Here is a 24,344-nt window from a genome sequence, read left to right as displayed (position 1 = left end):
CCAAAAAAAATCCCGATGTTATTCTACGGCGCGCACATCTTCGCGTCGGTACGGAAAATCGTAAATGATAAAACGGTCGGCGGTACCGGGATGGATTTGCGTGTATCGTTTCTTGATGGCACGGTACGCGCGTTCTTCTGGATAAACCGGTACTTCCAACTCCTTGAAAGACCACTTGGTGATGCTGATGGTGGTCTCGTCGTCGCCACAAAACGGCGCGGTTTTGTACTTTTGGAGTGCAGCGGGAAGCTTGTCGTTTTCGAAACAAATCAACATTTTCTCGTTGCCGCCCGCATACATGGCAAACGAAAGATAGTCGTCCCAAAGCCCGATGAAATTGAGTGCAGGCAGCATACCCAGCCAAACGACGACGACTTTGTGGAACAACGGCTTCATAAAATCGACTGAAAAAGAGACGCCATTGTCGAAGAAAACAACCCACACCATTGCGGCCATCGCCACATTCCACGGCCACACGACGGCGTTGGCGTCGATACCTATCGGCCCAAGCGCCAGCAGGATTCCTACGTGCATGGCGATACAAAGCCAAACAAACGGTTTCTTGTTCTTGGCCAACAACAATCCCAAACCAATGGCCAGTTCAACGACGCCCATGACATATCCCGAATAATAGACAACCGCCGACTGCCCAAAACTTTCCGAAAGGCCGAAGCCCTTCAAAAGGAATCCCAACCAAACGTCCTGCAAAAAAGCATCGCTGAATTTGTGCAACGCGCTGTAGAGGTACGTCGCACAAAGCAAAAATCCAAACGAGCTTAAAAATCGTTTGGGCTGGTCGCCTGCCAGGCAAAACAACACAAACGTCAGCATGAATTGGTATTGCCAGGGTTGCCAGCGCATCACATCGAGCAAACACGAGAGTACCTCGAAAACGACAACGATCCACAACAAATAGCGTCTGGCGGGAAACACCAAAACCAAGACCATCATCACGACCGATGCTATGGCAAGTATCGTATGGCTAAAATCGGGGAAATCTAAAAAATGAAAAACGGGGAGTGTTGGGAACAAGCGGTAAGGCAACCACAAACGCCAACTGATGAACTTTGCCGCCAACCACGCCAATACCGTAATCCTGATTACGGCCGTTTCTTTGGCTGCGGACAACGCGGCTTGCATATCAACCGAATTGGCTCATCTGGAAACCGCGGTACAGTTTGTCGTCCTTGAGCTCCCAAATAACCTGGAAATGCGCGAGCAACATGTCCTCGCGCGGATTTTCGACAGTTTTGATGAAATGCGAATACCGCACGCAAACCTGGTTACCGTCGTTAAAAAGATGCGTTACGCGCGCCTTCGACCGAATGTAGGAACGCTCCATTTGCGACGTCAAGTCAAGGATGTCCTTGTATTTGAGTTGCAGGAACCCCTTGCTGCTGTTCCAGTCGAGCAACACCTCGGGGTGCAGGTAGTTTTTCATGATTTCGCTGTTGATCAGCGCATCGGATTTGTAGAAGTCCTGTACGATCTTTTTGGCCGACATTGTATCTATTTGAGTTTGTTGATGATTTCGGGAAGCTGGCGCAACGTGGCAAGTTCCTTGAGTTTATCCCGGACTTCGCTGATTGGTGTTCCGGTATATGTCTTTCCGCCTTCGACCGATTTGCTGACCCCGGCCTGACCCTGGATGACGGCCTTGGTTCCTACGGTGATGCCGCTGGTGGTTCCCGATTGTCCCCAAAAAGTGACCTCGTCTTCGATGACCACACACCCTGCTATTCCTGTTTGCGCGGCAAACAAGCACTTCTTGCCGATTACCGTGTCGTGCCCGATGTGCACCTGGTTGTCGAGTTTTGTGCCTTCGCCTATGGTTGTATCGCCCGTAACCCCTTTATCTATCGTACATAACGCTCCGATACCGACATTGTCGTGGATGACCACACGTCCGCCCGAAAGCAACTGGTCGAACCCTTCTGGGCGCTTTTTGTAGTAAAACGCATCGGCGCCGATTACGGTTCCTGCATGGATGATCACATTGTCGCCTATGACGGTATTGTCATAGATCGATACATTCGAATGGATGATGCAATTCTTGCCGATCTTCACGTGATGGCCGATGAAGCAATTGGGTTGCACCATCGTCCCCTCGCCTATGACCGCCAATTCCGAAATCGAGGTGCTCGCGTACCGGAACGGTCTGAAATGATGCGTCAGCTTGTTGAAATCCCGAAACGGATCGTCGGATATTAACAAGGCTTTTCCCTCAGGACAATCGACTTCTTTGTTGATCAGCACAATGGTTGCAGCCGATTGCAGCGCCTTATCGTAGTATTTTGGATGGTCTACAAACACAATATCCCCAGGTTCCACGACATGGATTTCGTTCATTCCGTGTACCGGAAAGTTATTGTCGCCCACATGCTTACAACCAATAAGCTGGGCAATTTCTTGAAGTGGATAGACCTTTGGGAATTTCATAAATTTAATTATTGTTTATTTTTTATTGTCATTATTTATTGTCGCTACGAACAACGTCTTCGGAAACAATAAATAATAAAAATAAATAATAATTAATCTTTAACGCGTTCCATGTATTTGCTGGTCGACGTCTCGATCTTGATACGGTCGCCTTCGTTGATGAACAGCGGTACGTTGATTGTCGCGCCGGTCTCTACGGTAGCCGATTTGGTCGCGTTGGTGGCCGTGTTGCCCTTCACGCCTGGCTCGGCATAGGTTACCTCGAGGATCACCGACGCCGGCATGTCTACAGAAAGCGGCAAATCGGTTTCGGTGTTGATCTGTACCATCACTTCGGAACCTTCTTTCATGAGTTCGGGTGCGTCGAGCGCATTCTTGTTGATCGTGATTTGCTCGAACGTTTCGGTGTTCATGAAGTTAAACTGTTCGCCTTCGGCATACAGGTATTGGAATTTGTGCGTCTCGACGCGTACTTCTTCGATCTTGTGTCCGGCCGAAAACGTGTTGTCTACCACCTTGCCGTTGGTCACCGATTTGAGTTTCGTTCTTACAAAAGCAGGCCCTTTGCCCGGCTTCACGTGCAGGAATTCGATGATTTTATAGATGTCGTGGTTGAACTTGATGCACAATCCGTTTTTAATGTCTGATGTAGATGCCATTCTTTTATTTTTTATTTTTTATTTTTTATTGTTATTGTTTATTGTCGCGTCGACAAACGTTCTCGGAAGAAATAAATAATAGTAATAAATAATAATTAATTACTAATAGTTTCCGGTATACCCCTTCATCACGCCGCGCGACGAATTGCGGATAAAATCCAAAATCTCATCGCGTTCGGGTGTTGCCTCCATCTCGGCTTCGATGATGCTCACGGCCTGCGAGGTGTTGTAGTTTTTCTGGTACAAAATCCTGTAGATGTCCTGCACTTCACGGATTTTTTCGGTCGAAAACCCTCGTCTTCTAAGCCCTACCGAGTTGATCCCTACATACGACAGCGGTTCTTTTGCGGCCTTGGTAAACGGCGGCACGTCTTTCCTGACGAGCGATCCGCCCGACACCATCGCATGGTCGCCGATATGGATGAACTGGTGCACGGCCGCCAATCCGCCAATCACGGCGTGGTTACCGATGACAACGTGTCCGGCCAAGGCTACTCCATTGACGATGATCGAATTGTTCCCGATCACGCAATCGTGCGCCACGTGCGCATAGGCCATGATCAGGCAGTTGTTGCCCACCACGGTCTGGCCCGAAGCCACGGTACCGCGGTTGATCGTGACACATTCGCGGATGGTGCAGTTGTCGCCGATGATGGCCAGCGATTCCTCGCCGCCGAATTTCAAATCCTGCGGTACGGCCGAGATGACCGCGCCCGGGAAAATATTACAATTCTTACCGATGCGTGCGCCCTCCATGATGGTGACGTTCGACCCGATCCAGGTCCCGTCGCCGATCACCACATTGTTGTGGATGGTCGTAAAGGGTTCGATGACCACATTCTTGGCGATTTTCGCGCCCGGATGCACATAGGCTAATGGTTGGTTCATAATCTTGTTTAATCGTTTATTTGTTTGATCGTTTAATCGTTTGATCGTTCAATCGTTCAATCGCTTGTTCACCAATCTTTTCTGGGGACTTACGATTACACGGTTAACCGATTCCACGATTAAACCAAAACTATTGGTTTTTGACGATTTGCGCCATCAATTCGGCTTCGGCCACGAGCTTGCCGTTGGCGTAGGCGTTGGCCTGCATGTGGCAAATCCCGCGACGGATGGGCGAAATCAAATCGCACTTAAAGACAAGCGTATCGCCCGGCAACACTTTGTGCTTGAACTTCACGCCGTCGATTTTCATGAAATAGGTCAAGTAATTTTCCGGATCCGGCACCGTACTCAAAATCAAGATACCGCCGGTTTGCGCCATCGCTTCGATGAGCAATACGCCCGGCATGACCGGAGCGCCCGGAAAGTGTCCGACAAAAAACGGCTCGTTCATCGTGACGTTCTTTTGCCCGACCACGTGGGTATCCGACAATTCAAAAATCTTGTCGACGAGCAAAAACGGCGGACGGTGCGGCAACATCGACATGATTTTGTGGATGTCCATGAGCGGCTCCTGGTTCAAATCGTATACCGGCACCTGGTTGCGCTGTTCGATCTTGATGATCTTGGCCATTTTCTTGGCAAACTGCGTATTGACAAAATGCCCCGGTTTGTTGGCGATGACTTTTCCTTTGATGCGTGTCCCGATGAGCGCCAGATCGCCCACCACGTCAAGCAGTTTGTGACGCGCGGCCTCGTTCGGGTAGTGCAGCGTGAGGTTGTCGAGGATGCCGTTGGGCTTGACCGAAATATTGTCCTTGCCAAAGGCGACCTTGAGGTTTTCCATCGTACCCGGCGAAATTTCCTTGTCTACGTATACTATGGCGTTGTTCAAATCGCCACCTTTGATCAATCCGTTTTCCAAAAGCGATTCGAGTTCGTGCAAAAAGCTGAACGTGCGCGCATCGGCAATCTCGCTCTTGAAATCGCTGATGTTTTTCATCGTCGCGTTTTGCGTACCCAGCACCTTGGTCCCAAAATCGACCATCGTCGTGACCTGGTAATCGTCGGCAGGCATAACGATGATCTCGCTGCCCGTGGCTTCGTCGGTAAACTGGATGACTTCCTTGACCACGTAGTAATTGCGTTCGGCTTGTTGTTCGACAATACCCGCTTTCTCGATGGCCTCGACAAAATACTTGGACGATCCGTCCATGATGGGCGGCTCAGAAGCATTGAGTTCGATGATTACGTTGTCTACATCGCATCCGACAAAAGCGGCCAAAACGTGCTCCGAAGTCTGGATCTTGACACCCAACTTCTCGAGGTTGGTCCCGCGTTGCGTGTTCACGACATAATTTGCGTCGGCCTCGATGATGGGCTGGCCCTCGAGGTCTACGCGTACAAAGGTATACCCGTTGTTGACAGGCGCCGGCTTGAAGGTCATCTTTACCTCTTTGCCCGTGTGCAACCCAACACCGGTAAGCGAAATTTCATTTTGTATGGTCGTTTGTTTAACCATGGTCAGTTACTTTTTGTTTATTGTTTTCTGTAGTTCGTTGAGTTCGGCGACAATCTTGGGCAAGTTTCGGAAATGGACGTATGCCTTGTTGAAATCGGAATAGCCCAAAGCTGGCGTTCCCTGAATTGTTTCGCCGTCTTGGATGTTCTTGCCGATGCCCGATTGTGCCTGGATCTTGACGTTGTTACCAATGACCAGATGCCCTGCGATGCCCACCTGTCCGCCAATGATACAGCTCTTGCCGATCTTGGTCGAGCCCGCCACGCCGGTTTGCGCCGCGATCACGGTATTTTCGCCGATTTCTACGTTGTGCGCGATCATGATCTGGTTGTCGAGCTTGACGCCCTTGCGGATCACCGTCGAGCCCATGGTTGCACGGTCTATCGTGGTTCCAGCGCCTATGTCTACGTTGTCTTCGAGAATCACGTTGCCTATTTGCGGTACCTTGTTGTAACTGCCATCTTTGTTGGGTGCAAACCCGAATCCGTCGGCGCCTATGACCACGCCCGAATGGATCACGCAGTTTTGGCCGATGACGGTATCGGCATAAATCTTCGCGCCCGCAAAAACGGTACAGTTGTCGCCAATGGTCACATTATCGCCGATGTAACAGTTGGGATAGATCTTGACGTGCGCGCCGATCTTGACGTTCGACCCTACATAGCTGAAACTGCCCAAATACAGACCGTCGCCATAGGTAACGTTGTTTGAAATGACCGTATTCGGTTCGATGCCGTTCTTGCTGGCCTTGCGCGCCTGGTCGTAGAATTCCAGCAAACGCGTAAACGACAAATAGGCGTCGTCTACCTTGATCAACGTCGTCAAAATCTCTGTTTCGGGAACAAACGAATGGTTGACGATCGTAATGGTCGCGCGGGTAGAATAAATGTACGGGGTGTATTTTGGATTCGCAAGGAAGGTCAGCGAACCGTCCGTGCCTTCTTCGATTTTAGAGAGTTTGTACACCTCGGCGTTTGGGTTGCCTACGACCTCGCCCTCTAAAATGCCTGCTATCTGTGCTGCTGTAAACTTCATCCTGTGCGATTAAGGTCCATAAAAAAATGGAACTGCCGACAAAAATATAAAAATTTGACGATGCGTGTTAATTTTCTATCAGTTGTTTTGGAAAACAAATATAATACTTGGTGACGGGTTTCGAGAGCGCCTTCAGGTTGAGTTGGTCCGAGGCCTCTACCACGTCTTCGATGGTCTTGTCTTTCTTCAGGATGTGGATGGGTTCGGCCGATTTGTTGTACGCCTGGTTTTTGATCTTCCCCTTGAAAATAAAGTACGATGCCTCGGCGGGCGACACCTTTCCGGTCGCGGCAAGCCTGGCCACCCATTCGGACACCTCGGCCGCCGGAAATTTCTCGCTGCTGAGTTTGATCTTGAGCAAATCGCGGTTGATGATCATGCGGCACAAACGGCTCAGGATAAAATCGTCGTGGTGCTGCCATGCCTTGAGCGCGCCCACGATGTCGAAATCGTCGAGCTGCGCAAAACGGTTGAGCACTTGTTGGTCAAAATCGGCCAATTCAATCTTGTGGCGCATAAAGAACAACAACGATGGACTACACGGCAACTCGATGCCTTTTTGCGTCAAATCCTTGGCGCGTTTGAACACCTTGATGAGCATCAGTTCGGCCACAAGGCTCGTTTTATGCAGATATGCCTGCCAATACATGAGGCGGCGTGCCATCAGGAATTTTTCGATCGAATAGATGCCTTTTTCTTCCAAAACGAGCACATCGTCTACCACGTTCATCATCTGGATCAAACGGTCTGAATTGATGTTCCCTTCGGCCACACCCGTATAAAAACTGTCGCGTTTGAGGTAGTCCATACGGTCCATATCGAGTTGGCTCGAGATCAGCTGCAACATGAATTTGCGGTGGTAATCGCCTTTGAAAACCTTGATGGCGAGCGACAATTGTCCGTCAAAATCGGCGTTGAGCCGGTCCATGAACAACATCGAAATCGCTTCGTGGTTGACGTTTTCGACGATACTGTGTTCCATCGCATGCGAAAAAGGACCGTGGCCGATGTCGTGCAACAGGATGGCGATGTACAGCGCATTCTCTTCGTCCTTCGATATGTCGACGCCCTTGAAACGCAAAACCTCTATGGCCTTTTGCATGATGTGCATGCAGCCCAGCGCATGATGGAACCGCGTGTGGTGTGCTCCTGGGTAAACCAAGTACGACAACCCCATTTGCGAGATGCGCCGCAAACGCTGAAAATACGGATGCTGGATCAAATCGTACAACAACGGATTCGGGATGGTGATGAATCCGTAAATCGGATCGTTGAGTATCTTGAGTTTGTTGATTTGCGTCACGTTGCGGATTTTGGGTAACAAAGATAGCAAATCTATGTTGTGGATGCGTGTTCCTGTCGTCTCAAAAATTTAACAAAATATACAGATTTTCTATAACCTACTGTCGATTTTATTTCGTTGGGATAAACCTTCAAGCCCCCCTTCCCTGGGCACAAGTTACCTTTTCTATCCGTACCGACATTATAGCAAAACTGTACATTTTAGTCGCTTTGAAAAATTTACGTCGTCCCATTTCCAAATGATGTAACATAAACCCTCTATAGTATAAGCGCATTCCGAACAAAAACCGTGATTTTTACACTTCGGCAAATTGAATTTTTCCATTAGGATTTTAGCCCGAATTAGACTACATTGGTCACAAAACCCGAAACCTTGGAATACAAAAAACACATCAAGAAGACCGCAAAAGTGTTGCTTTGGGTCGTCGGCACAATCCTAGGACTGTTCCTTTTGGTGGTATTGCTCATCCAGGTTCCGGCCATCCAGAACAAAATCAAGGACGAGGCCGTGGCCTATCTCGAAGAAAAACTCAAGACCAAGGTAGCCATCGGGCGCATCGAAATAGGCCTACCCAAAAAAGTCATCCTCGAAAACTTTTATTTCGAAGACCAGCAAAAAGACACCCTGCTTGCGGGGGAAAAACTGGCCGTAGACATCAGTCTTTTCAAACTCCTGGGCAACGAGGTGCAGATCAATTCGGTCGATTTAAAAGGCATCACGGCCAACGTTAAACGCGATAAGGATTCTGTTTTTAACTTCGACTACATCATCAAGGCGTTTGCGTCCGAAGAAAAAAAAGAAGAAGAACCATCCGAACCGATGAAAATTTCGGTTAAGGAAATCAATCTCGACCGCATCCGCGCGACCTTTGACGACAAAATCACCAAGAATGACCTGTCGGCCTATATTGCGCATTTCGATACCGAAATCGACGCGTTCGACCTCGATAGGCTGTCATTCGACATTCCAAAAATCAACCTCGACGGGCTTGACCTCAAGCTCAAACAAGGCCGGTTGGTCGAAGAGGCCGTCGTGACCACGCGCGAAGTCGCCGATTCGCTCGCGCAACAACCCAACCTAAAGCTCAAGCTGGGCACAATCGACCTTTCGCGCATCAAAATTGGCTACGACAACCAAGACACGGCGCTGCGCACAGGGCTCCAATTGCAAAAAATGCGGATCCGCGTCAACCAATTCGACATCGCCAAACAAACCATAGAACTCGAGAACCTCGACATCAACCAACTCAAGGGCGCCTTGGTCGTGGGTAAGTACGAACGTGAACTTGCAAAATCGGTGGCCAACGCAAAAGAACAACCCGAAGCCACTCCGGGCATGCCGTGGCAGGTCAAGGTCAACCAAGCCGATCTCAAGGCCATTTCGTTTCGCTACGACGACCAAAACGCCGCGCCCACCCCAAAAGGCATCGACTACAAACACCTTGACCTAAAGAATTTTAACCTCGTCGGTGAAAAATTCGTGATGGCCAACGAAGTCATTTCGGGCGATATCTACGCGTTTACCGTACAAGAGAAGAGCGGGCTCGATGTGCAATCGCTCAAGACGGAATTTTACTACGGCAAAAAAAACGCACACCTCAAAAAGTTGTATTTGAAGACACCGCAAACCTTACTCAAGGACCAAATCGCGGTGGCGTATCCATCGGTCGAAAGCCTTTCGAAAGACATCGGGCAACTGGCCATAGACGCCAATATCGAGGGCAGCCGTATCGGGTTCAAGGACATTTTGATACTCGTGCCGACGCTGGCCGACACCGATCCGTTCAAACGCAATCCGAATGGCGTCATGCACATCGACAGCCGCGTCACGGGAAAAGTCAACAATATCGAAATCCCGAAGCTCGAACTCAGCGGCATCGGCAACACCACGCTCGATGCCAGCGGCCGCATCACCGGACTGCCCGATGCCAAAAATGCCTACTTCGACCTGACGGTACACAACATTTCGTCTACGGCGCGCGACATCGAACAATTTGTTCCCAAGGGAACGATCCCGAGTTCCATTCGTTTGCCCGGCCAGTTGTCGCTCGACGGAAATTTCGCAGGTCGTCTCGACGACTTCATGACCAACCTGAACCTCAAGACCAGCTTTGGCAACGCAAAGGTCAAGGCCACGTTCGACCAGACGCGTAAAAATGCCGAGCGGTATAAGGCCGATGTCGACGTACAGAATTTTCACGTCGGCAGGTTACTCAACAACGATACGATTGGACGCGTGACGCTCAAGGCGCGCGTCGACGGCACGGGGCTCGACCCAAAAACCGCTACGGCCACGGTCAAGGGCCGTGTGTACAAAGCCGAATACAACCAATATACGTTTCACGATTTGGTGCTCGACGGCAACATCGAGCGCGGCGCTTTTGTGGCACAGGCCACGATGGACGATCCCAATTTGACCTTCGACATGAACACTACGGGTGATTTTGGCGACAAATACCCGGCCGTCAAACTCAAACTCAACCTGGACATCGCCGATCTCGAAAAGCTCAACCTGCATGCGGGGCCTATGAAGATCCGGGGCACGGTAGACGCCGATTTGTCTACGGTCGACCTCGATTATTTGAACGGCGAGGTAAGCCTGCACCACATCATGTTCGCCAACACCAACGGCGAGTTCGCGCTCGATTCGATCAATGTGCTGGCCACAACCACCGCCGAGCAAAGCGCGCTGTCGTTGCGTTCGCAGTTTGCCGATGCGGATGTAGTGGGGAAATTCCAACTCTCTAAGGTAGGACAGGCATTGTCGCATTCGGTTGCAAAATACTACGACACCAGTCCGAAAGTGGCGAAAGCCAAGCCTACCGCCGAACAGCAATTCGATTTTAACCTCAAGGTCAAAGCGAGCCCGTTGCTGTTTCGGATGGTGCCCGACATCAAGGCGCTCGATTCGATTGCAATCGCGGGCGGCTACAACTCGGTGGGCGATACGTTGCATGTGGCGGGGTTGGTTCCCAAGCTGACGTATGGCGAAAACAACCTGTCGAATGCCGTTGTTCAAGTCGATACGCGCGACGGTGCGCTTGTGTACAGTGTAACGGTAGACGACATCTCGAACCCGAGCATCCAACTCCCCTACACCAACGTCTCGGGCCAAGTCAAGGACAATACGGTGGCCTACACAATCCAACTCAAGGACCTCAAAAACGAGGAACGCTACCTGATTGCGGGCATCCTGCAATCGGTAGACGGGCAAACGATCATAGAACTCATCCCCGACAACTTCAAGCTCAATTACGAACCCTGGACAATCGATCCCGCAAACCAGATCAGGCTGGGCAATGGCATCTATGCGAACCAATTTGAACTCAGCAAGGATGGTTCTTCGATCAAGATCCAATCGCAGTCAGAAGCACCCGATGCGCCGCTGGCCGTAGATTTGAAGGATTTCAAGATCGAAACCCTTACGAGCATCATCCAACAAGATTCGCTTTTGATGGGCGGGCGCATCAACGGCAATGCGTTGCTCAAGAATTTGCAAAAAACGCCCACGTTTACGGCCAATTTGAACATCGACGAATTCAGATTCAAGACCGATACCATCGGCAACATCAAGATCGATGTGAACAATGAAATCGCCAATACCTACGACGCCAAGGTCGAAATTACGGGCAACGGCAACCAGGTCAACCTGAACGGAAAATATTTTGCGGCCAACCAGGGTTTCGATCTGGACCTCGACGTGCAACACCTCGAAATCAAAAGCATACAGGGCTTTACCGCCGGCAACCTCAAAAATTCGAGCGGCCATTTAACGGGCAATTTCAAGATTACGGGCAACATCGATGACCCGAACGTCATTGGCCAGCTCAAGTTCAACGACGGCGCGTTTACGGTGGTGCCGATCAACTCCAATTTCAAATTGCTCAACGACAAAATCGTGTTCGACGACCGCGGGATCTGGTTCGAAAAGTTCTCTTTGTCGGATGAAAACGACAACCAACTGTTCCTGATAGGCCGCGTCGATACGCCCAACTACCGCGACTATGCGTTTAACCTGAACGTCAAGGCCGACAATTTCAGGGCGATGAATTCCAAGGAAAAAGACAACGATTTGTACTATGGTGAGTTGTATCTGGACACCGACCTGCGTTTGCGCGGCGACATGAACAAGCCTGTCATCGGCGGCAACCTCAAAGTCAACGAAGACACCAAACTTACGGTGGTTTTGCCGCAGTCCGATCCGTCTGTGGCCGATCGCGAAGGCATTGTCGAGTTCATCGACCAGGACAATCCGTTCCTTGAAAACATCAAGGTCAACGATACGATCGCAAAAACCAAGTTCAAGGGCATCGACGCTTCGGTGAACATCGAAATCGACAAATCGGCCGAACTCAACCTGATCATCGACAAAGGCAACGGCGACTACCTGAACCTCAAAGGCGAAGCGCGGCTTACCGGTGGCATCGATCCGTCGGGAAAAACCACGCTTACCGGTCGTTACGAATTCTCTGAGGGCGCTTACCAGATGACCTTCAACCTGATCAAGCGCAAGTTCGACATCAAGCCGGGAAGCTATATTTTGTGGACAGGCGAACCGACACAAGCCGATGTAAACATCACGGCCATCTACAAGTCGAACACCGCGCCGATCGACCTGGTAGACGACCAACTGGCGGGTGTTTCAGACGATGTCAGGAACCAATACAAGCAGCGTATCCCGTTCGAAACCAACCTGATCATGAAGGGCGAATTGCTCAAACCCGAAATCACGTTCGACATCGAGCTCGAGGAAGGCAACAATTCGGTTTCGACTTTGGTCATCAACACCACCGAGACCAAGCTGGCGCAACTGCGGCAAAATCCGTCCGAATTGAACAAACAGGTTTTTGCGGTGTTGCTGCTCAACCGATTCATCGGCGAGAATCCGTTCTCGAGCGAAGCGGGCGCCGTCACGGGTGAATCGATGGCGCGTCAAAGCGCGAGCAAGATTTTGTCGCAACAGCTCAACAACTTGGCGAGCGATTTGATTGCGGGTGTCGAACTCAATTTTGACCTCGAATCGACCGACGATTACACTTCTGGGCAACGCCAAAACCGCACCGACCTCAACGTCGATTTGTCGCGGAAATTTTTGGACGACCGGCTCAAGGTAACCGTGGGCAGCAACTTTGGGCTCGAAGGACAGGAACAGGCCAACGAACAAATGACCAATATTGCGGGCGATGTCTCGGCCGACTACCAGCTCACCAAGGACGGACGGTACCGCGTGCGCATGTACCGCAAAAACGAATACCAGGTAGCCTTGCAAGGGCAAGTGGTCGAAACGGGTGTGGGTTTCATCATCACGATGGATTACAACAAGTTCCGTGAGTTGTTCCAAAAGTCCGACCGCGAGCGTGAGATCGAAAAGGACCTGGCGGCCAAAAAGGCCAAGAAACAGGCCGCAAAAAAGAAATAAGATGGGAACAAGATTAATTGTTTACGCGCTACTGGCCCTGTTTTTGACCGCGGGCTGCAGCAACACCAAACATTTGGCCGAGGGCGAATTGCTTTACTTGGGCGCGAGCGTCGAGGTAGACGACAAAAACATGCCCAAAAAACAACGCAAGGCGCTCCAAAAAGAACTTGAAAATTTGACGCGTCCGATCCCAAACAAAAAAATCCTCGGGCTCCGACCCAAGTTGTATTTCTACAATCTGGCAGGTGAACCCAAAAAGGAGAAAGGCTTCAGACATTGGTTGCGGAACAAGGTGGGCGAACCACCCGTCACTTTCGGCAAGGTCGATTTGAAATACAACACCGATGTGCTGCAAAGCTATGCCGAAAACAAAGGCTACTTCCAAGCTTTTGTCACGTCGGATTCTACCCGAAACGGCAAAAAGGCGACGGCCGAATACATTATCAAACCCGGTCCGCAGTGGAAAATCAAGAACGTCATCTTCCCATCGGATTCGACCAGCGAACTGGAGAAGGCCGTCACGCAAACCCTCGGAAGACGCGGGCGGCGCGGGCTGCTCAAACCGGGCGAACCGTATGACCTGGATGTAATCAAAGCCGAACGCGAACGCATCGATGCGCGGCTCAAGGAAAAAGGATATTACTTCTTTAATCCCGAATACCTCAAGGTGCAGGTAGACAGCACCGTGGGCAAATACGAAGTCGATCTGCTGGTCAAGGTCAAAGACGACACGCCGCAAAACGCGCGCGAGGTCTACAAGATCAACGACATCTACATCTATCAGAATTATTCGATCAACGAAGCCGAAAACAAAATAGCGACCAAGGATTCGGTCATGCAATACAAAGATTTGACGATCATCGACACCACCGATAGTTTCAACCCGCGCATTTACGACCGCACGCTGTATTTTCACAAAGGCGACATCTACAACCGCACCGACCACAATTTGTCACTCAACCGGTTGGTTAACCTCGGTACGTTTAAGTTCGTCAAGAACCAATTCAAGGTTTCGAACCAATTCACCAACATGCTCGATGCGTATTACTACCTCACGCCGTTGCCCAAGAAGTCGATCCGTGTCGAGGTGCTCGGCAAGACGAATTCGGCCAACTATACGGGTTCTGAACTCAACGTCAACTGGAGCAACCGCAACACGTTCAAGGGCGCAGAGTTGCTTACGGTTTCGGTTTTTGGCGGGCTCGAAGTGCAGGTTTCGGGCCAAAACAAAGGGTACAACGTGTACCGCGTGGGTGGCGAAGTAAACTTGTTCTGGCCGCGTATCATAGCGCCCATCAAGGTCGAGTCGGCCAGCGGATTCGTGCCGCGCACCAAGGCGATGCTCGGCTACGAATACCAAAAACGCATCAAGCTGTATGCTCTCAATACCTTTAGGGGCTCGTTTGGTTACCAGTTCAAGGAAAACGTGCGCAAGGAACACCAGCTCAACCTGCTCGAGGTAACCTATGTCAGCCCGGCCAACGTGACCGAGTTGTACCAACGTCAAGCCGATACGGTACTGGCACTGCAACGTGTGATCGACAAACAACTCATCTTTGGCCCAACGTATTCGTACACCTACACCAACACCATGCGCAAAAGACTGCGCAACACGTATTATTTCAAGGGATTACTCGAAGAATCGGCCATTGTAACCGGTTTGGCCACAGGCGCGAACATCAGACGCGGCGATACCATCAGCGTATTAAACGTGCCGTTCAGCCAATTCGTCAAGGCCGAGGTCGATTTCAGGCATTACCTGCGTTTTGGCGACAATACCCAGCTGGCCAGCCGCGTCATTGTAGGGGCCGGAATCCCGTTCGGCAATTCGCGCGATCTGCCGTTCATCAAACAATTCTTTAGCGGCGGAACCAATTCGATACGGGCCTTCAGGGCGCGATCGATCGGACCGGGCACGTTCAAGGCCGAAGTCGATGAGAATGCGTTCCTGCCCGACGAATCGGGCGACCTCAAATTCGAATTCAGTACAGAGCTCAGGCAAAAACTCGTCAGCGTGATCCACGGCGCGTTGTTCCTCGATGCGGGCAATGTGTGGCTCATGAACGACAACCCCGACAAACCCGGTGGGAAATTCAGCGGCAACTGGCTCAAGGAATTGGCCGTCGGGACGGGCGCTGGTTTGCGGATAGACATATCGTTGCTGGTGCTTCGTCTTGATTTGGCGTTCCCGCTGCGCAAGCCCTACCTGGCCGAAAGCGACCGCTGGGTGCTCGACCAGATCAATTTTGGGAGCCGTTCCTGGCGCAAGGAAAACCTGGTGTTCAACCTGGCCATCGGGTATCCGTTCTAAACAAAAAAGGAAGCCTTTGCAAGCTTCCTCATTTTTGGCCCCGATTGATCCTTATCAACGATTTATGGGAGAAAATCCCTGATAATGGCGGCTGACTTTGTTGAACAAAGCGCCGTGAACAAATCGAGAACCGTTCTATAAATTTACGGAATCGTTTGACGCGCAGGTGTTAAAAATCAATATTTTTTAAGAATTTAACAGCGAGAGTTCGGGCTCGTCCTTGGTTTGCAGCGGCAAATAGATGTAAAACGACGCGCCGCTGCCCAATTCGCTTTGCGCGGTGATAAAACCTGCATGGTTTTCGACAATTTTCTTGCACAGCGCCAATCCGATTCCCGTACCCGAATAACGCACGCGGTCGTTGAGCCGTTGGAAAATGGTAAAAATCTTGCCCACATATTGTTGCTCAAAGCCGATGCCATTGTCGCTGAAAACCAATTCAAGGTATTCGTTGTCGGCCAACCCTGTGTCGAACGGAATATCGTTTGCCCCTACCGTGCGCGATGTGACCACTATTTTTGGCGCGCTATCGGCAAATTTGATGGCGTTGCCGATCAGGTTCGAAAACAGCTGGTTGATCTGCAACGGAATCGCGGTAATGGTAGGCAGCGCATCGGATAAAATCTCTACTTGTTTTTCTTCGATGAGCAGTTCGAAATCGACAAGTACATTGTCGAAAATGCGCTGCAAGTCGACGGTCTCGAACTGTTGGTCGTTGCGCGAAAGCCTGCTGTAATTGAGCACGGCCTTGATCAGTTCGCTCATGCGCTCTGCGGTTTGGCTGATTTTAGAAAAGTATTTCTCGGTGGGCTGACCGGTTTGCACGCTTCGCTCGAGCAAGCCTGCAAACATCTGGATCTTGCGAAGTGGTTCCTGCAAATCATGCGAGGCGACGTAGGCAAATTGTTCGAGTTCTTTGTTTTGGAATTCGAGTTCGGCGTTGTATTGGCGCATGCGGTCTTCGGCCAATTTGCGCTCGGTCAGGTCACGGGTCACCTTAGAGAACCCGATGACATTGTTGTCGCCGTCGTGAAGCGCCGTGATGGTGATGCTGCCCCAAAAGTACGTTCCGTCTTTGCGAACGCGGTAGCCTTCGTCCATCGCGCGACCGGTGAGCTCAGCTTCCTTGATCAGCTTTTCGGGCAGCTTGCTTTCCAGGTCGACCGGGCGGTAAAACAGTCTGAAGTTCTTGCCGACGATCTCGGCCTCGCGATACCCTTTGATTTTTTGCGCGCCTTTGTTCCAGTTCAAGATGGTTCCGTTTTTGTCGAGCACAATAATGGCGTAGTCCTGTACCTCTTCGGTCATGCGCTGGTAGCGTTCCTCGCTTTCCTTGAGCGCGCGGTTGCGTTCGATCAGGGCCTGGGTACGCAGATTTACTTTCTCCTCGAGCAATTGCGCCTGCAGTTTGTGCTGGGTCACGTCGAGCGCCGTACCGTACATTTTGGCTGGTTGATTTTCGTCGTCAAAAACAATCTTGCCGTTGAACCGCAGCCAATGGACCGAATGATCGGGGTGCACCACACGTGCTTCGTAAAACAATAGCCCCGTGTCACGTGCTTGTCGGTGGGCTTCGGCGCGTACCGAAAGATCTTCGTGGTGGACGCGCTCACTAAAGTTGTTTCGCGTCAAAACCGCTTGCTCGGGATACCCAAAAACCTGCGCCATACGCGGCGAATAGACAAAGGCATCGGTAACCATGTCCCATTCGAAATGCCCCATGGCCGCGGCTTCGATCGCCAGTTTGTTTCGCGTTTCGACGACTTCGAGTTCTTTTCTGGTCTCGGCCCACTTTTGCTCGCGTTTGACCGCATAGGCATGCGTCAGGGCGCTGGCGATTTGATCGGCAACCAGTGATAGGAACTCCGAATATCCATCACCTAACGACCGATAGGGGTTCAATCCTACGGCCATGATTGCGAGCGGATGAGATTGGTTGACCTGTAGTATCGGCATCAGCAACGCCACATGGGGTGCGTCGCCCCTATCATTCTTGGGCATTGGGCCAAACCGGCGCTCCAAGTCCCGGACTTCCTGAATGGTTCCCGTTTGCAGAGCCTGGTGCAATTCGGGCAACTCTTCGCTACGTGTTTGCATATCGATAACGGCGGGCACTACGCCATCGGGCATATCTTCTGGCGTTTGTCCCGACAACAGCAACCGCTTTCCGTCTTCGCTTATTTCGTAAAGCACGACAAACGGAAAATCGTTCGGATTGGCGCGCAACGTTTCGAGCGCACGTTTGTATATTTTGGCGTTGTCCGTAACCGTGAATACTTTTTTGGTGAGTCCGCCAAGGGTTTGCATTTGTCTGGCCCCGACCACACGTAGGGTTCGGTCGGTTGCCGTGCACAGGAATCCTTCGGGCGTACCCGTTTCGTCGGGAATCGGGCTAAAATCAAACGAATAGTAACTTTCGTTAAGGCAACCGTCGTGTTCGACCAGCAATTGGATTGGATCGTCGCATGTCACGCCGTTCATACTCGGGGATAAGTGGATTTTAGCGGCGATGGTATCCCAAACTTCGCCCCAAACAACCTTGGCGGGTTGCCCTAGGCTGTGGACATGTTTGTCTCCCAGTATCGATTGATAGGCGTCGTTGTAAATCAGCAAGGACTCCGGACCCCATCCTACTGCCATGGGTTGTGCCGACGAAAGGACGATGCGTACGCAGGTCTTGAGACTTTGGGGCCAACAGGCAGCGGCACCCAAAGGCGTTTGTGCCCAATCCTTGGCCTTGATGAGCGCGCCCATCTTGCCGCCGTGCTCCAAAAACAACGTACTTGTTTCGACCATTTACACTACTATTTCTTTGAGCAGGTGCTCGAGCGCCACCATGCTGGTTGGTTTGATTAAAAAATCGGTGGCGCCCATGTCCAGTATTTCGGCCACGAGCTTTGGGTTGCTCGAAGTCGAATAAAGATAGGTAGGCACATTTTGCAAACGTTGTATTTTTTTTATTTCGACCAGACATTGCTTGCCGTCCATAAGCGGCATATTCATGTCGACGAAAATATAGTCAGGAACCCATTCCCCTGCATGGAGTTGCGACATGGCATCGATACCATCGGTGGCAAACACACATTTGATGGTCGGGTCAATTTCTTGGATGGCGGCGCAAAAGAAATCGCGGTCGTCTTCGTCATCATCGATAAAAAAACATGTTTTTTGCACGGGTAGGTTTTGGGGTGCAGGTGTCAATTGGTGGGCATTGGTAATCATAACTTCGGCATTTTGGCGATTCGAAACCGTTGTGATTTCGACAAACCCCTTTCAGTAACTGGTTGATTATAGGGCTTTGTTTGTTCTCGTTCGAAGCAAATTTCGATTATTGCAGCCGTATATTTCTTATAAAATTATGTGACAGTTTTGTATGATTAGCACCCGAGGCAGTCGAAACGTCATTAAATAGCGCTTCCCTCCATTGTATACTGTCGTTAAAACTGTAAGAATCATCACCTTAAAATCAAATATTCCTAAGGTTTTCGAAGAAAAAAAACACGCCAACGCAACCTTATTCTCGGATTGCAATCTGTCGGGTATGCCTTTTTGGGCCAACCAACCTGAACCGATATGAAAAAAATTACGCTCCTTTTATTCCTCGTCACGTCGATGGCGCACGCACAACAAATCGAATGGATCAAGAATCCACCGATCGATTTCAACTCCAACGGCGACCTGATCGGCTACACCACCACGGCAGACCCGTCGGGCAATGTATACCTTGCCGGGTTCAAGGAAAACATGTTTTATTACAGCGAAATCCACGGCGACATATACTACAACAAGTATGACAACACCGGCGCGCTTTTGTTTTCCAAGACTTTTACTGGTCATGTGACGGTAAACGACATGACCGCCGATTCGCAGGGCAACGTGTATCTCGCCGCAACTTTTGTCAACCTCATGCAAGTGGGGGAACTGCTGCTTTCGACCGAAGAACAGGGAACACAAAACGCGCTTTTCAAGTTCAATCCGCAGGGGGAACTGGTCTGGCATATGCAGTTCGAAATGCAGCAATGGTCGGAACCCACCATTTTTCAGATCGTGACCGATGCGCAGGACAACCTTTATGTGGGCTACTGCGATTTTATGGATTCGATCATCCAGAAGTTTACTCCCGACGGCGCGCCCATGTTAACGATCACACAACAAAACGTACGTATGCTGTCGTCGATCAGCGTAGACAACCAAGGCAACATCTATGCGGCAGGATCTTGTACAGATCCGGGCGCGACGTTTAACGGCGTAGACATAGAAGACCCACTTACGTACAATACTTTCTTGGTCAAATATTCGCCCGCCGGTGTATACCAATGGGTGCGTTTCCAAGAAGACATTACTTGTCCCAAGCCCCAAGTCGTGGCCGTTTCGCCCGATGAGGTGTACTTCAGTTCTTACCTGTTCGACGATTATCTTTTTGACGACATCGCCACCGAAGGTCCGTTGGGTATGTTCAACGATTTTTTCCTGACAAGACTCAACGCCAACGGCGAATACCAGTGGGTACAAGAAGTTCCTGGGCAAGGCATGGCCCAAATAGGCAACCACCGTTACTTGTCGGCCGATCCGCAGGGCAATATCCTGTTCGTGGGATCGACGCGGGGCGGCATTCAATGGACCGATACCGTCAGCACGGCGAGCAACGGCCCCAGTGAAGATGGTTTGGTCCTGCAATACGACAAGAACGGCAACTTGTTGATGGCCAAAACCGTCGGCGGCGCGTCCAACGATAGGATCGATGCCGTAAGCGTAACACCGTCGGGGGCGATTGCAGTCGTAGGTGTGGCGCGCGGGTCGGCCACCATCGACGGGTTCAGTTTCGAGGCCGATGAATTCGACTACTGGCCGTTTTTGGCGCAACTGACCAACGACGCATTGGGTACCGTCGCGCCGGTGGAGCCCGTCATAGGCTTCTACCCTAACCCCGCCAGCGACAAAGTATTTCCTGTAGGTATTTCGAAAGCCGTGACGGGAAGCCTTTACAACATGCTTGGGCAAAAAGTGCTCGACTTTAGCGCCGATGCACAGCATCCGATCGAAGTTTCGTCGTTGGCCAAAGGGACTTATTTGATCAAGGCCGATGGATTCCGTGTAGCCAAACTCATCAAAAAGTAATTTTATGGTGTTTTTCGAATGTTTGTCATCTCAAGAACAGAGCGCCGGTTTTCTTGCTCAACACTAACAGTTTAGCTTTTTTAGTAGGTGTGTTTAGAAAAACGTTTGCATAGATTTTTTACTAAGATTTTGCCAAAACCGTCGTTTTTTTCGCGATATTTTTTAGTTTTGAAAATCCATAAACAAATGCCACTGTTTATCTAAATACCACATCATGTTAAAATTGTACCCCTCTGAAATCTTCAAAGAGGTACCCATGGACGCAACCTTGCGCAAGCGTTACGCAGTTTCGAATTACGGCAGGCTCATCAGCTACACCAACGAATTCTTTGACGGACGCGAACTTAAGGGCGGTCGTGCCGACGGGTACCGAACACTTGACTATCGGATTACGTTGCCAGACGGTAAGAAGAAATGCAAGTATCTTTTCATCTACAAATTGGTCGGACAGTTGTTCCTTCCCAAAGAAGAAGACCACACCCATGTGATCCATTTGGATTATGTGCGCGACAACGACCAGGTTTCGAACCTCAAATGGGTCTCACGCGTCGACATGCTCGCGCACGGGCAACGAAGCCCGCACGTGATCGCCGCGCGCAAGATCCCGCGTTTGGGCATTACGGGTAAACTCAATGCCACCCAAGTAATCAGGCTCAAGAAATTGATCCACGACCCGAACCGCAAGACCAGGCTCAAGATCATCGCCAAGCAATTTGGCATCAGCGAAATGCAGCTGCACCGCATCAAGAGTGGTGAAAACTGGAGCCATATCGTCATTTAGGCCACAAGCGTTCGCGTCGGTTTTGTTAAAAAAATAATCCGGGTTTGATTAGGATAGCCAAAAAAATAACTATTTTCGGGCTGAACTAAAAAACAAACCATGGAAAACGAACCTATTTTGGTAGGCCAGGCGTCGGGAACCGAGCAGGCCACTTTTTACCGCAAGACCTATTTGCATGTGGCCCTGGCGCTTTTGGCGTTTATGGTCACCGAGACGTTGTTGATTCAATTGGTCCCGTCTGACTGGATCATCGCGATGGTGAACAGCGGACAATTCTTTTGGCTGTTCCTGATTGGCCTGTTCTGGGTTGGCGGCATGCTCGCCGACCGTATGGCTTTTGCGGCCTCGCGTCAAAAACAATATTTGGGGCTGGGCTTGTATGTGCTGCTCGAGGCCATCATTTTTTTGCCGATGATTTATATCGCGGCGTTCTATGCCGAGAACGGCGGAGCGATCCTGATGCAGGCCGCGCTCACGACGTTGGGCATGTTCGGCGGCCTCACCGCGGCGGTTTTCTTTACCAATACCGATTTCTCGTTCCTGCGCACTATTTTGGTCGTGGGCGGATTTGTGGCGCTGGGTGCCATCGTGGCGGGTGCCATTTTTGGATTCGACCTCGGGCTTTGGTTTTCGATCGGAATGGTGGTGCTGGCCTCGGCGAGTATTCTTTACCAAACCAGCCAAATCAAAGACCATTACGGGACGCACCAGTATGTGGGCGCCGCCTTGCAGTTGTTCGCCTCGGTGATGTTGCTGTTCTGGTACATCCTCAGGATCCTGATGAGCCGACGTTAATTAGCCTAAACATAAAACAAAAAACAAAAAACCGGAGCAGTTCCGGTTTTTTTATGCCTTGATGTAGGCGGGATAAGATCGGTCGTGTCGCTAATTGAACATGACCATCGACTGGATTTCCTGGCTGTTGAAGACGAACAAATCGGCATCGGGATTGAGTTCCCAGTGTATGGGCTGTTCTGTCCAATAGTGGATGCGGAACATTTTGTAGCCTTCGGGAAACGGCTTCGACATGTTGAAGAGCACCGATTCCTCGGGCGGCAACGCATCGCGTTTTCGCTCCTCAAGCGGCGACAGCTCCCAACCTTCGATCAGGTGCAGGCCGCATGCTTTGGCATAGTCGAACACTACTTCGCTGTCGTTGTGGGCGGGATAAAAAAAAGTCATGTAGTTGTCTTGCACCAAGTCGTTGGTCGTGGGGTTGACGATCGAATTGTGCACGCTCAAGTCGAATTCTTTGGAAATCTCCCTGTAGGCACCGTTTTCAAAAAGTACGAGGCTGTGGACGGTCATGGCTTGTCGGATTTAGATGGAACTTTGTGGTCTTACAAAATTGCATTTTGAATCGCGAAACCGTGTTACAGGATTTTAGTTGTGGATTATAGGATTCTATTGCAACGAATTATTTTGCGCGATCGGTCTACTTTATCTTTGGCATCCCGAAGACTTCGATGGCATCCTGTATGGCGTATTGCCGCATCCCATCGTCGTAGCGGATGTTTATTTCCCGATAGCCTTTGGCGTGGTCGCCTTTGAGTTCGAGCTTGAACCGTTTGGTGGTTTCGCGTTCGGGCTTTGATCCGCGGGTGATCACGAGCTCGGTCATAAGTACGCCCGGATTGGCGCCCTGGTTGATCGATTTCTTGAACCGTACGCGGTCGTCGGGACGGGCTGTTTCGACCCATCCGCGAATGTGGAGCATGTTGGGGACTTCTCTGAGGCTAAGGTAGGCCTGTGCGTTGAACGTTTTCATGACATTTAGAACTATAAGATTATCGGTCTAAACTACTTCTTAATCTTCCCCTGGAAATAGGCAAATCACCATTCCGGATTGGTTTTTTAAACTATTTTTTGTCTGCAAAAACTGTAACTGTTGCTGTTACAAAATTAAATCCTACATTAGTGTCGTTCTCAGCCTATATAAAATCACCGGACACGACTAGGGTTTTAACTAGTAAGATGTGATTTGGGTTTTGGACCTTTGGATGGTTAACCCTAATTATTCTTGATATGAAGAAACATACTTTTAGCCGACGCGTCGCTATAGGCAGCGTCACGATTGCTGGACTTATTCTTTTCCTTTGGATGTCATTTTCTCCAACAATTGTAAGAAGCCCAGGGAAGTGCAATGACGTTTTTTTCGTCAACCTGGATGACGCGTCTTCTGCATACCCCAATTGGGTCGTCGAAAATGAAAAATACTTTGTCGAATCGACGACACCAACCCCTCCAATTCCATCGCCGAGCCCCCGACCTACAAGCAATCCGTTTCCTTCCTGTTCCACAAATCATGCACGGCTTGACTTGAATAAAATGTACAACGATCCCCTACTGAATTTGGCCGGATGGTTAAAGCTCTATGGTAAATACATTTGTTTTGATCGATCGGCACAATTCATAGAATGCGAGCATCTGTTTGGCGAAACGGAACAGGATAATCTCGAAGCGGCATGGGTACGCGCCACGATAACTGTTGCGGATATCCGTAAAGCTTTTACAGACGAGCAAAGAGATCTAAACGTTGAACGGTACGAATGGTATTTGAAAATATCTTTTAAATGGCATGAATACGGAGTCAATTTGAAGGCTGTGGATAAGTTTTATCCCGGAGATAATTGTTTCTCAGCGGCTTTTATCAACAGTATTATTACCAATAGGAACCTTAAGGACACCGACGAAATCCAAATCAAGAGACCTAAGGTAAAGCGCCCCGACGGAACATCTGCACGAACAATGGTGTTGTCTGTCAAAGACGATTTAGAACGACATTATTATAATTTTTCGCAAGTTCCGCAATCGGCAGCCAGAAGTGACTATTATTCTCCGCTATAATTAATGAACTTTTCGTAATTTCACCT

General features: G+C 50.2%; 18 protein-coding genes. 6 read left to right on the top strand and 12 right to left on the bottom strand.

Annotated elements, in window-relative coordinates; translation table 11 throughout:
- Positions 1-18 precede the first annotated feature (18 nt).
- The 8 genes from BLP55_RS03535 to BLP55_RS03500 form a co-directional block, all read right to left on the bottom strand.
- On the bottom strand, positions 19-1,140 hold the full coding sequence (locus tag BLP55_RS03535) for a hypothetical protein (RefSeq protein WP_091140944.1): 1,122 nt from the start codon (positions 1,138-1,140) through the stop codon (positions 19-21).
- A gap of 1 nt (position 1,141) precedes the next feature.
- On the bottom strand, positions 1,142-1,504 hold the full coding sequence (locus tag BLP55_RS03530; protein ID WP_091140943.1) for a hypothetical protein: 363 nt from the start codon (positions 1,502-1,504) through the stop codon (positions 1,142-1,144).
- A gap of 5 nt (positions 1,505-1,509) precedes the next feature.
- Complete coding sequence (locus BLP55_RS03525; RefSeq protein WP_091140942.1) at positions 1,510-2,439, bottom strand: UDP-3-O-(3-hydroxymyristoyl)glucosamine N-acyltransferase; 930 nt, start codon at positions 2,437-2,439, stop codon at positions 1,510-1,512.
- A gap of 92 nt (positions 2,440-2,531) precedes the next feature.
- The gene (gene efp / locus BLP55_RS03520; RefSeq protein WP_091140941.1) at positions 2,532-3,098 is read right to left on the bottom strand and encodes an elongation factor P; all 567 of its coding nucleotides are present in this window, start codon (positions 3,096-3,098) and stop codon (positions 2,532-2,534) included.
- Between the two features lie 102 nt (positions 3,099-3,200).
- Positions 3,201-3,986, bottom strand: a complete 786-nt coding sequence (lpxA, locus tag BLP55_RS03515) for an acyl-ACP--UDP-N-acetylglucosamine O-acyltransferase (protein WP_091140940.1) — start codon at positions 3,984-3,986, stop codon at positions 3,201-3,203.
- Between the two features lie 130 nt (positions 3,987-4,116).
- The gene (locus BLP55_RS03510; RefSeq protein ID WP_091140939.1) at positions 4,117-5,505 is read right to left on the bottom strand and encodes a bifunctional UDP-3-O-[3-hydroxymyristoyl] N-acetylglucosamine deacetylase/3-hydroxyacyl-ACP dehydratase; all 1,389 of its coding nucleotides are present in this window, start codon (positions 5,503-5,505) and stop codon (positions 4,117-4,119) included.
- Between the two features lie 6 nt (positions 5,506-5,511).
- A complete protein-coding gene (gene lpxD / locus BLP55_RS03505; RefSeq protein ID WP_091140938.1) occupies positions 5,512-6,540 on the bottom strand; it encodes a UDP-3-O-(3-hydroxymyristoyl)glucosamine N-acyltransferase in 1,029 nt (342 codons plus the stop codon).
- 67 nt (positions 6,541-6,607) lie between these two features.
- Positions 6,608-7,843, bottom strand: coding sequence for an HD domain-containing protein (locus BLP55_RS03500; protein WP_091141053.1), 1,236 nt, complete (start codon positions 7,841-7,843; stop codon positions 6,608-6,610).
- 372 nt (positions 7,844-8,215) lie between these two features.
- On the opposite strand from BLP55_RS03500, the gene BLP55_RS03495 reads away from it, so the two are divergent.
- Complete coding sequence (locus BLP55_RS03495) at positions 8,216-13,261, top strand: translocation/assembly module TamB domain-containing protein (protein WP_091141052.1); 5,046 nt, start codon at positions 8,216-8,218, stop codon at positions 13,259-13,261.
- Position 13,262: 1 nt separating this feature from the next.
- Positions 13,263-15,572, top strand: coding sequence for a translocation and assembly module lipoprotein TamL (gene tamL / locus BLP55_RS03490; RefSeq protein WP_091140937.1), 2,310 nt, complete (start codon positions 13,263-13,265; stop codon positions 15,570-15,572).
- A gap of 186 nt (positions 15,573-15,758) precedes the next feature.
- Here tamL and BLP55_RS03485 read toward each other — a convergent pair whose 3' ends face one another.
- Entirely contained in the window at positions 15,759-18,368 is a 2,610-nt protein-coding gene (locus BLP55_RS03485; protein ID WP_091140936.1) for a PAS domain S-box protein, read from the bottom strand.
- The gene (locus BLP55_RS03480; RefSeq protein ID WP_091140935.1) at positions 18,369-18,794 is read right to left on the bottom strand and encodes a response regulator; all 426 of its coding nucleotides are present in this window, start codon (positions 18,792-18,794) and stop codon (positions 18,369-18,371) included.
- A 351-nt stretch (positions 18,795-19,145) separates the two neighbouring features.
- Here BLP55_RS03480 and BLP55_RS03475 point away from each other — a divergent pair, with 351 nt between their 5' ends.
- The 3 genes from BLP55_RS03475 (at position 19,146) to BLP55_RS03465 (ending at position 22,266) form a co-directional block, all read left to right on the top strand.
- Positions 19,146-20,690, top strand: a complete 1,545-nt coding sequence (locus tag BLP55_RS03475; RefSeq protein WP_091140934.1) for a T9SS type A sorting domain-containing protein — start codon at positions 19,146-19,148, stop codon at positions 20,688-20,690.
- Between the two features lie 214 nt (positions 20,691-20,904).
- The gene (locus BLP55_RS03470) at positions 20,905-21,471 is read left to right on the top strand and encodes an NUMOD4 domain-containing protein (RefSeq protein ID WP_091140933.1); all 567 of its coding nucleotides are present in this window, start codon (positions 20,905-20,907) and stop codon (positions 21,469-21,471) included.
- Between the two features lie 99 nt (positions 21,472-21,570).
- Positions 21,571-22,266, top strand: coding sequence for a Bax inhibitor-1/YccA family protein (locus tag BLP55_RS03465; protein ID WP_091140932.1), 696 nt, complete (start codon positions 21,571-21,573; stop codon positions 22,264-22,266).
- 90 nt (positions 22,267-22,356) lie between these two features.
- Here the strand turns inward: BLP55_RS03465 and BLP55_RS03460 are convergent, their stop codons facing one another.
- Both BLP55_RS03460 and BLP55_RS03455 read right to left on the bottom strand, forming a co-directional pair.
- Positions 22,357-22,779: a hypothetical protein gene (locus BLP55_RS03460; protein WP_091140931.1), complete on the bottom strand. Its 423-nt coding sequence runs from the start codon at positions 22,777-22,779 to the stop codon at positions 22,357-22,359.
- Positions 22,780-22,906: 127 nt separating this feature from the next.
- Positions 22,907-23,239, bottom strand: coding sequence for a hypothetical protein (locus tag BLP55_RS03455; RefSeq protein WP_091140930.1), 333 nt, complete (start codon positions 23,237-23,239; stop codon positions 22,907-22,909).
- A 257-nt stretch (positions 23,240-23,496) separates the two neighbouring features.
- Between BLP55_RS03455 and BLP55_RS03450 the strand changes: the two genes are divergently transcribed.
- Positions 23,497-24,318: a hypothetical protein gene (locus tag BLP55_RS03450; protein WP_091140929.1), complete on the top strand. Its 822-nt coding sequence runs from the start codon at positions 23,497-23,499 to the stop codon at positions 24,316-24,318.
- Positions 24,319-24,344: the final 26 nt, after the last annotated feature.

Origin of the sequence: Flavobacterium caeni (assembly GCF_900101895.1) — a bacterium.
Taxonomy (GTDB): Bacteria; Bacteroidota; Bacteroidia; order Flavobacteriales; family Flavobacteriaceae; genus Flavobacterium; species Flavobacterium caeni.
Note: the sequence above shows the minus strand (reverse complement) of the source record. Positions and strands in the feature narration are given on the sequence as shown.

What these genes read in the sequence shown, in the direction of transcription:
- BLP55_RS03535 (WP_091140944.1), bottom strand. Translation starts at nt 1,140, where the DNA reads ATGCAAGCCGCGTTGTCCGCAGCCAAAGAAACGGCCGTAATCAGGATT.
- BLP55_RS03530 (WP_091140943.1), bottom strand. Translation starts at nt 1,504, where the DNA reads ATGTCGGCCAAAAAGATCGTACAGGACTTCTACAAATCCGATGCGCTG.
- BLP55_RS03525 (WP_091140942.1), bottom strand. Translation starts at nt 2,439, where the DNA reads ATGAAATTCCCAAAGGTCTATCCACTTCAAGAAATTGCCCAGCTTATT.
- efp (WP_091140941.1), bottom strand. Translation starts at nt 3,098, where the DNA reads ATGGCATCTACATCAGACATTAAAAACGGATTGTGCATCAAGTTCAAC.
- lpxA (WP_091140940.1), bottom strand. Translation starts at nt 3,986, where the DNA reads ATGAACCAACCATTAGCCTATGTGCATCCGGGCGCGAAAATCGCCAAG.
- BLP55_RS03510 (WP_091140939.1), bottom strand. Translation starts at nt 5,505, where the DNA reads ATGGTTAAACAAACGACCATACAAAATGAAATTTCGCTTACCGGTGTT.
- lpxD (WP_091140938.1), bottom strand. Translation starts at nt 6,540, where the DNA reads ATGAAGTTTACAGCAGCACAGATAGCAGGCATTTTAGAGGGCGAGGTC.
- tamL (WP_091140937.1), top strand. Translation starts at nt 13,263, where the DNA reads ATGGGAACAAGATTAATTGTTTACGCGCTACTGGCCCTGTTTTTGACC.
- BLP55_RS03485 (WP_091140936.1), bottom strand. Translation starts at nt 18,368, where the DNA reads ATGGTCGAAACAAGTACGTTGTTTTTGGAGCACGGCGGCAAGATGGGC.
- BLP55_RS03480 (WP_091140935.1), bottom strand. Translation starts at nt 18,794, where the DNA reads ATGATTACCAATGCCCACCAATTGACACCTGCACCCCAAAACCTACCC.
- BLP55_RS03475 (WP_091140934.1), top strand. Translation starts at nt 19,146, where the DNA reads ATGAAAAAAATTACGCTCCTTTTATTCCTCGTCACGTCGATGGCGCAC.
- BLP55_RS03470 (WP_091140933.1), top strand. Translation starts at nt 20,905, where the DNA reads ATGTTAAAATTGTACCCCTCTGAAATCTTCAAAGAGGTACCCATGGAC.
- BLP55_RS03465 (WP_091140932.1), top strand. Translation starts at nt 21,571, where the DNA reads ATGGAAAACGAACCTATTTTGGTAGGCCAGGCGTCGGGAACCGAGCAG.
- BLP55_RS03460 (WP_091140931.1), bottom strand. Translation starts at nt 22,779, where the DNA reads ATGACCGTCCACAGCCTCGTACTTTTTGAAAACGGTGCCTACAGGGAG.
- BLP55_RS03455 (WP_091140930.1), bottom strand. Translation starts at nt 23,239, where the DNA reads ATGAAAACGTTCAACGCACAGGCCTACCTTAGCCTCAGAGAAGTCCCC.
- BLP55_RS03450 (WP_091140929.1), top strand. Translation starts at nt 23,497, where the DNA reads ATGAAGAAACATACTTTTAGCCGACGCGTCGCTATAGGCAGCGTCACG.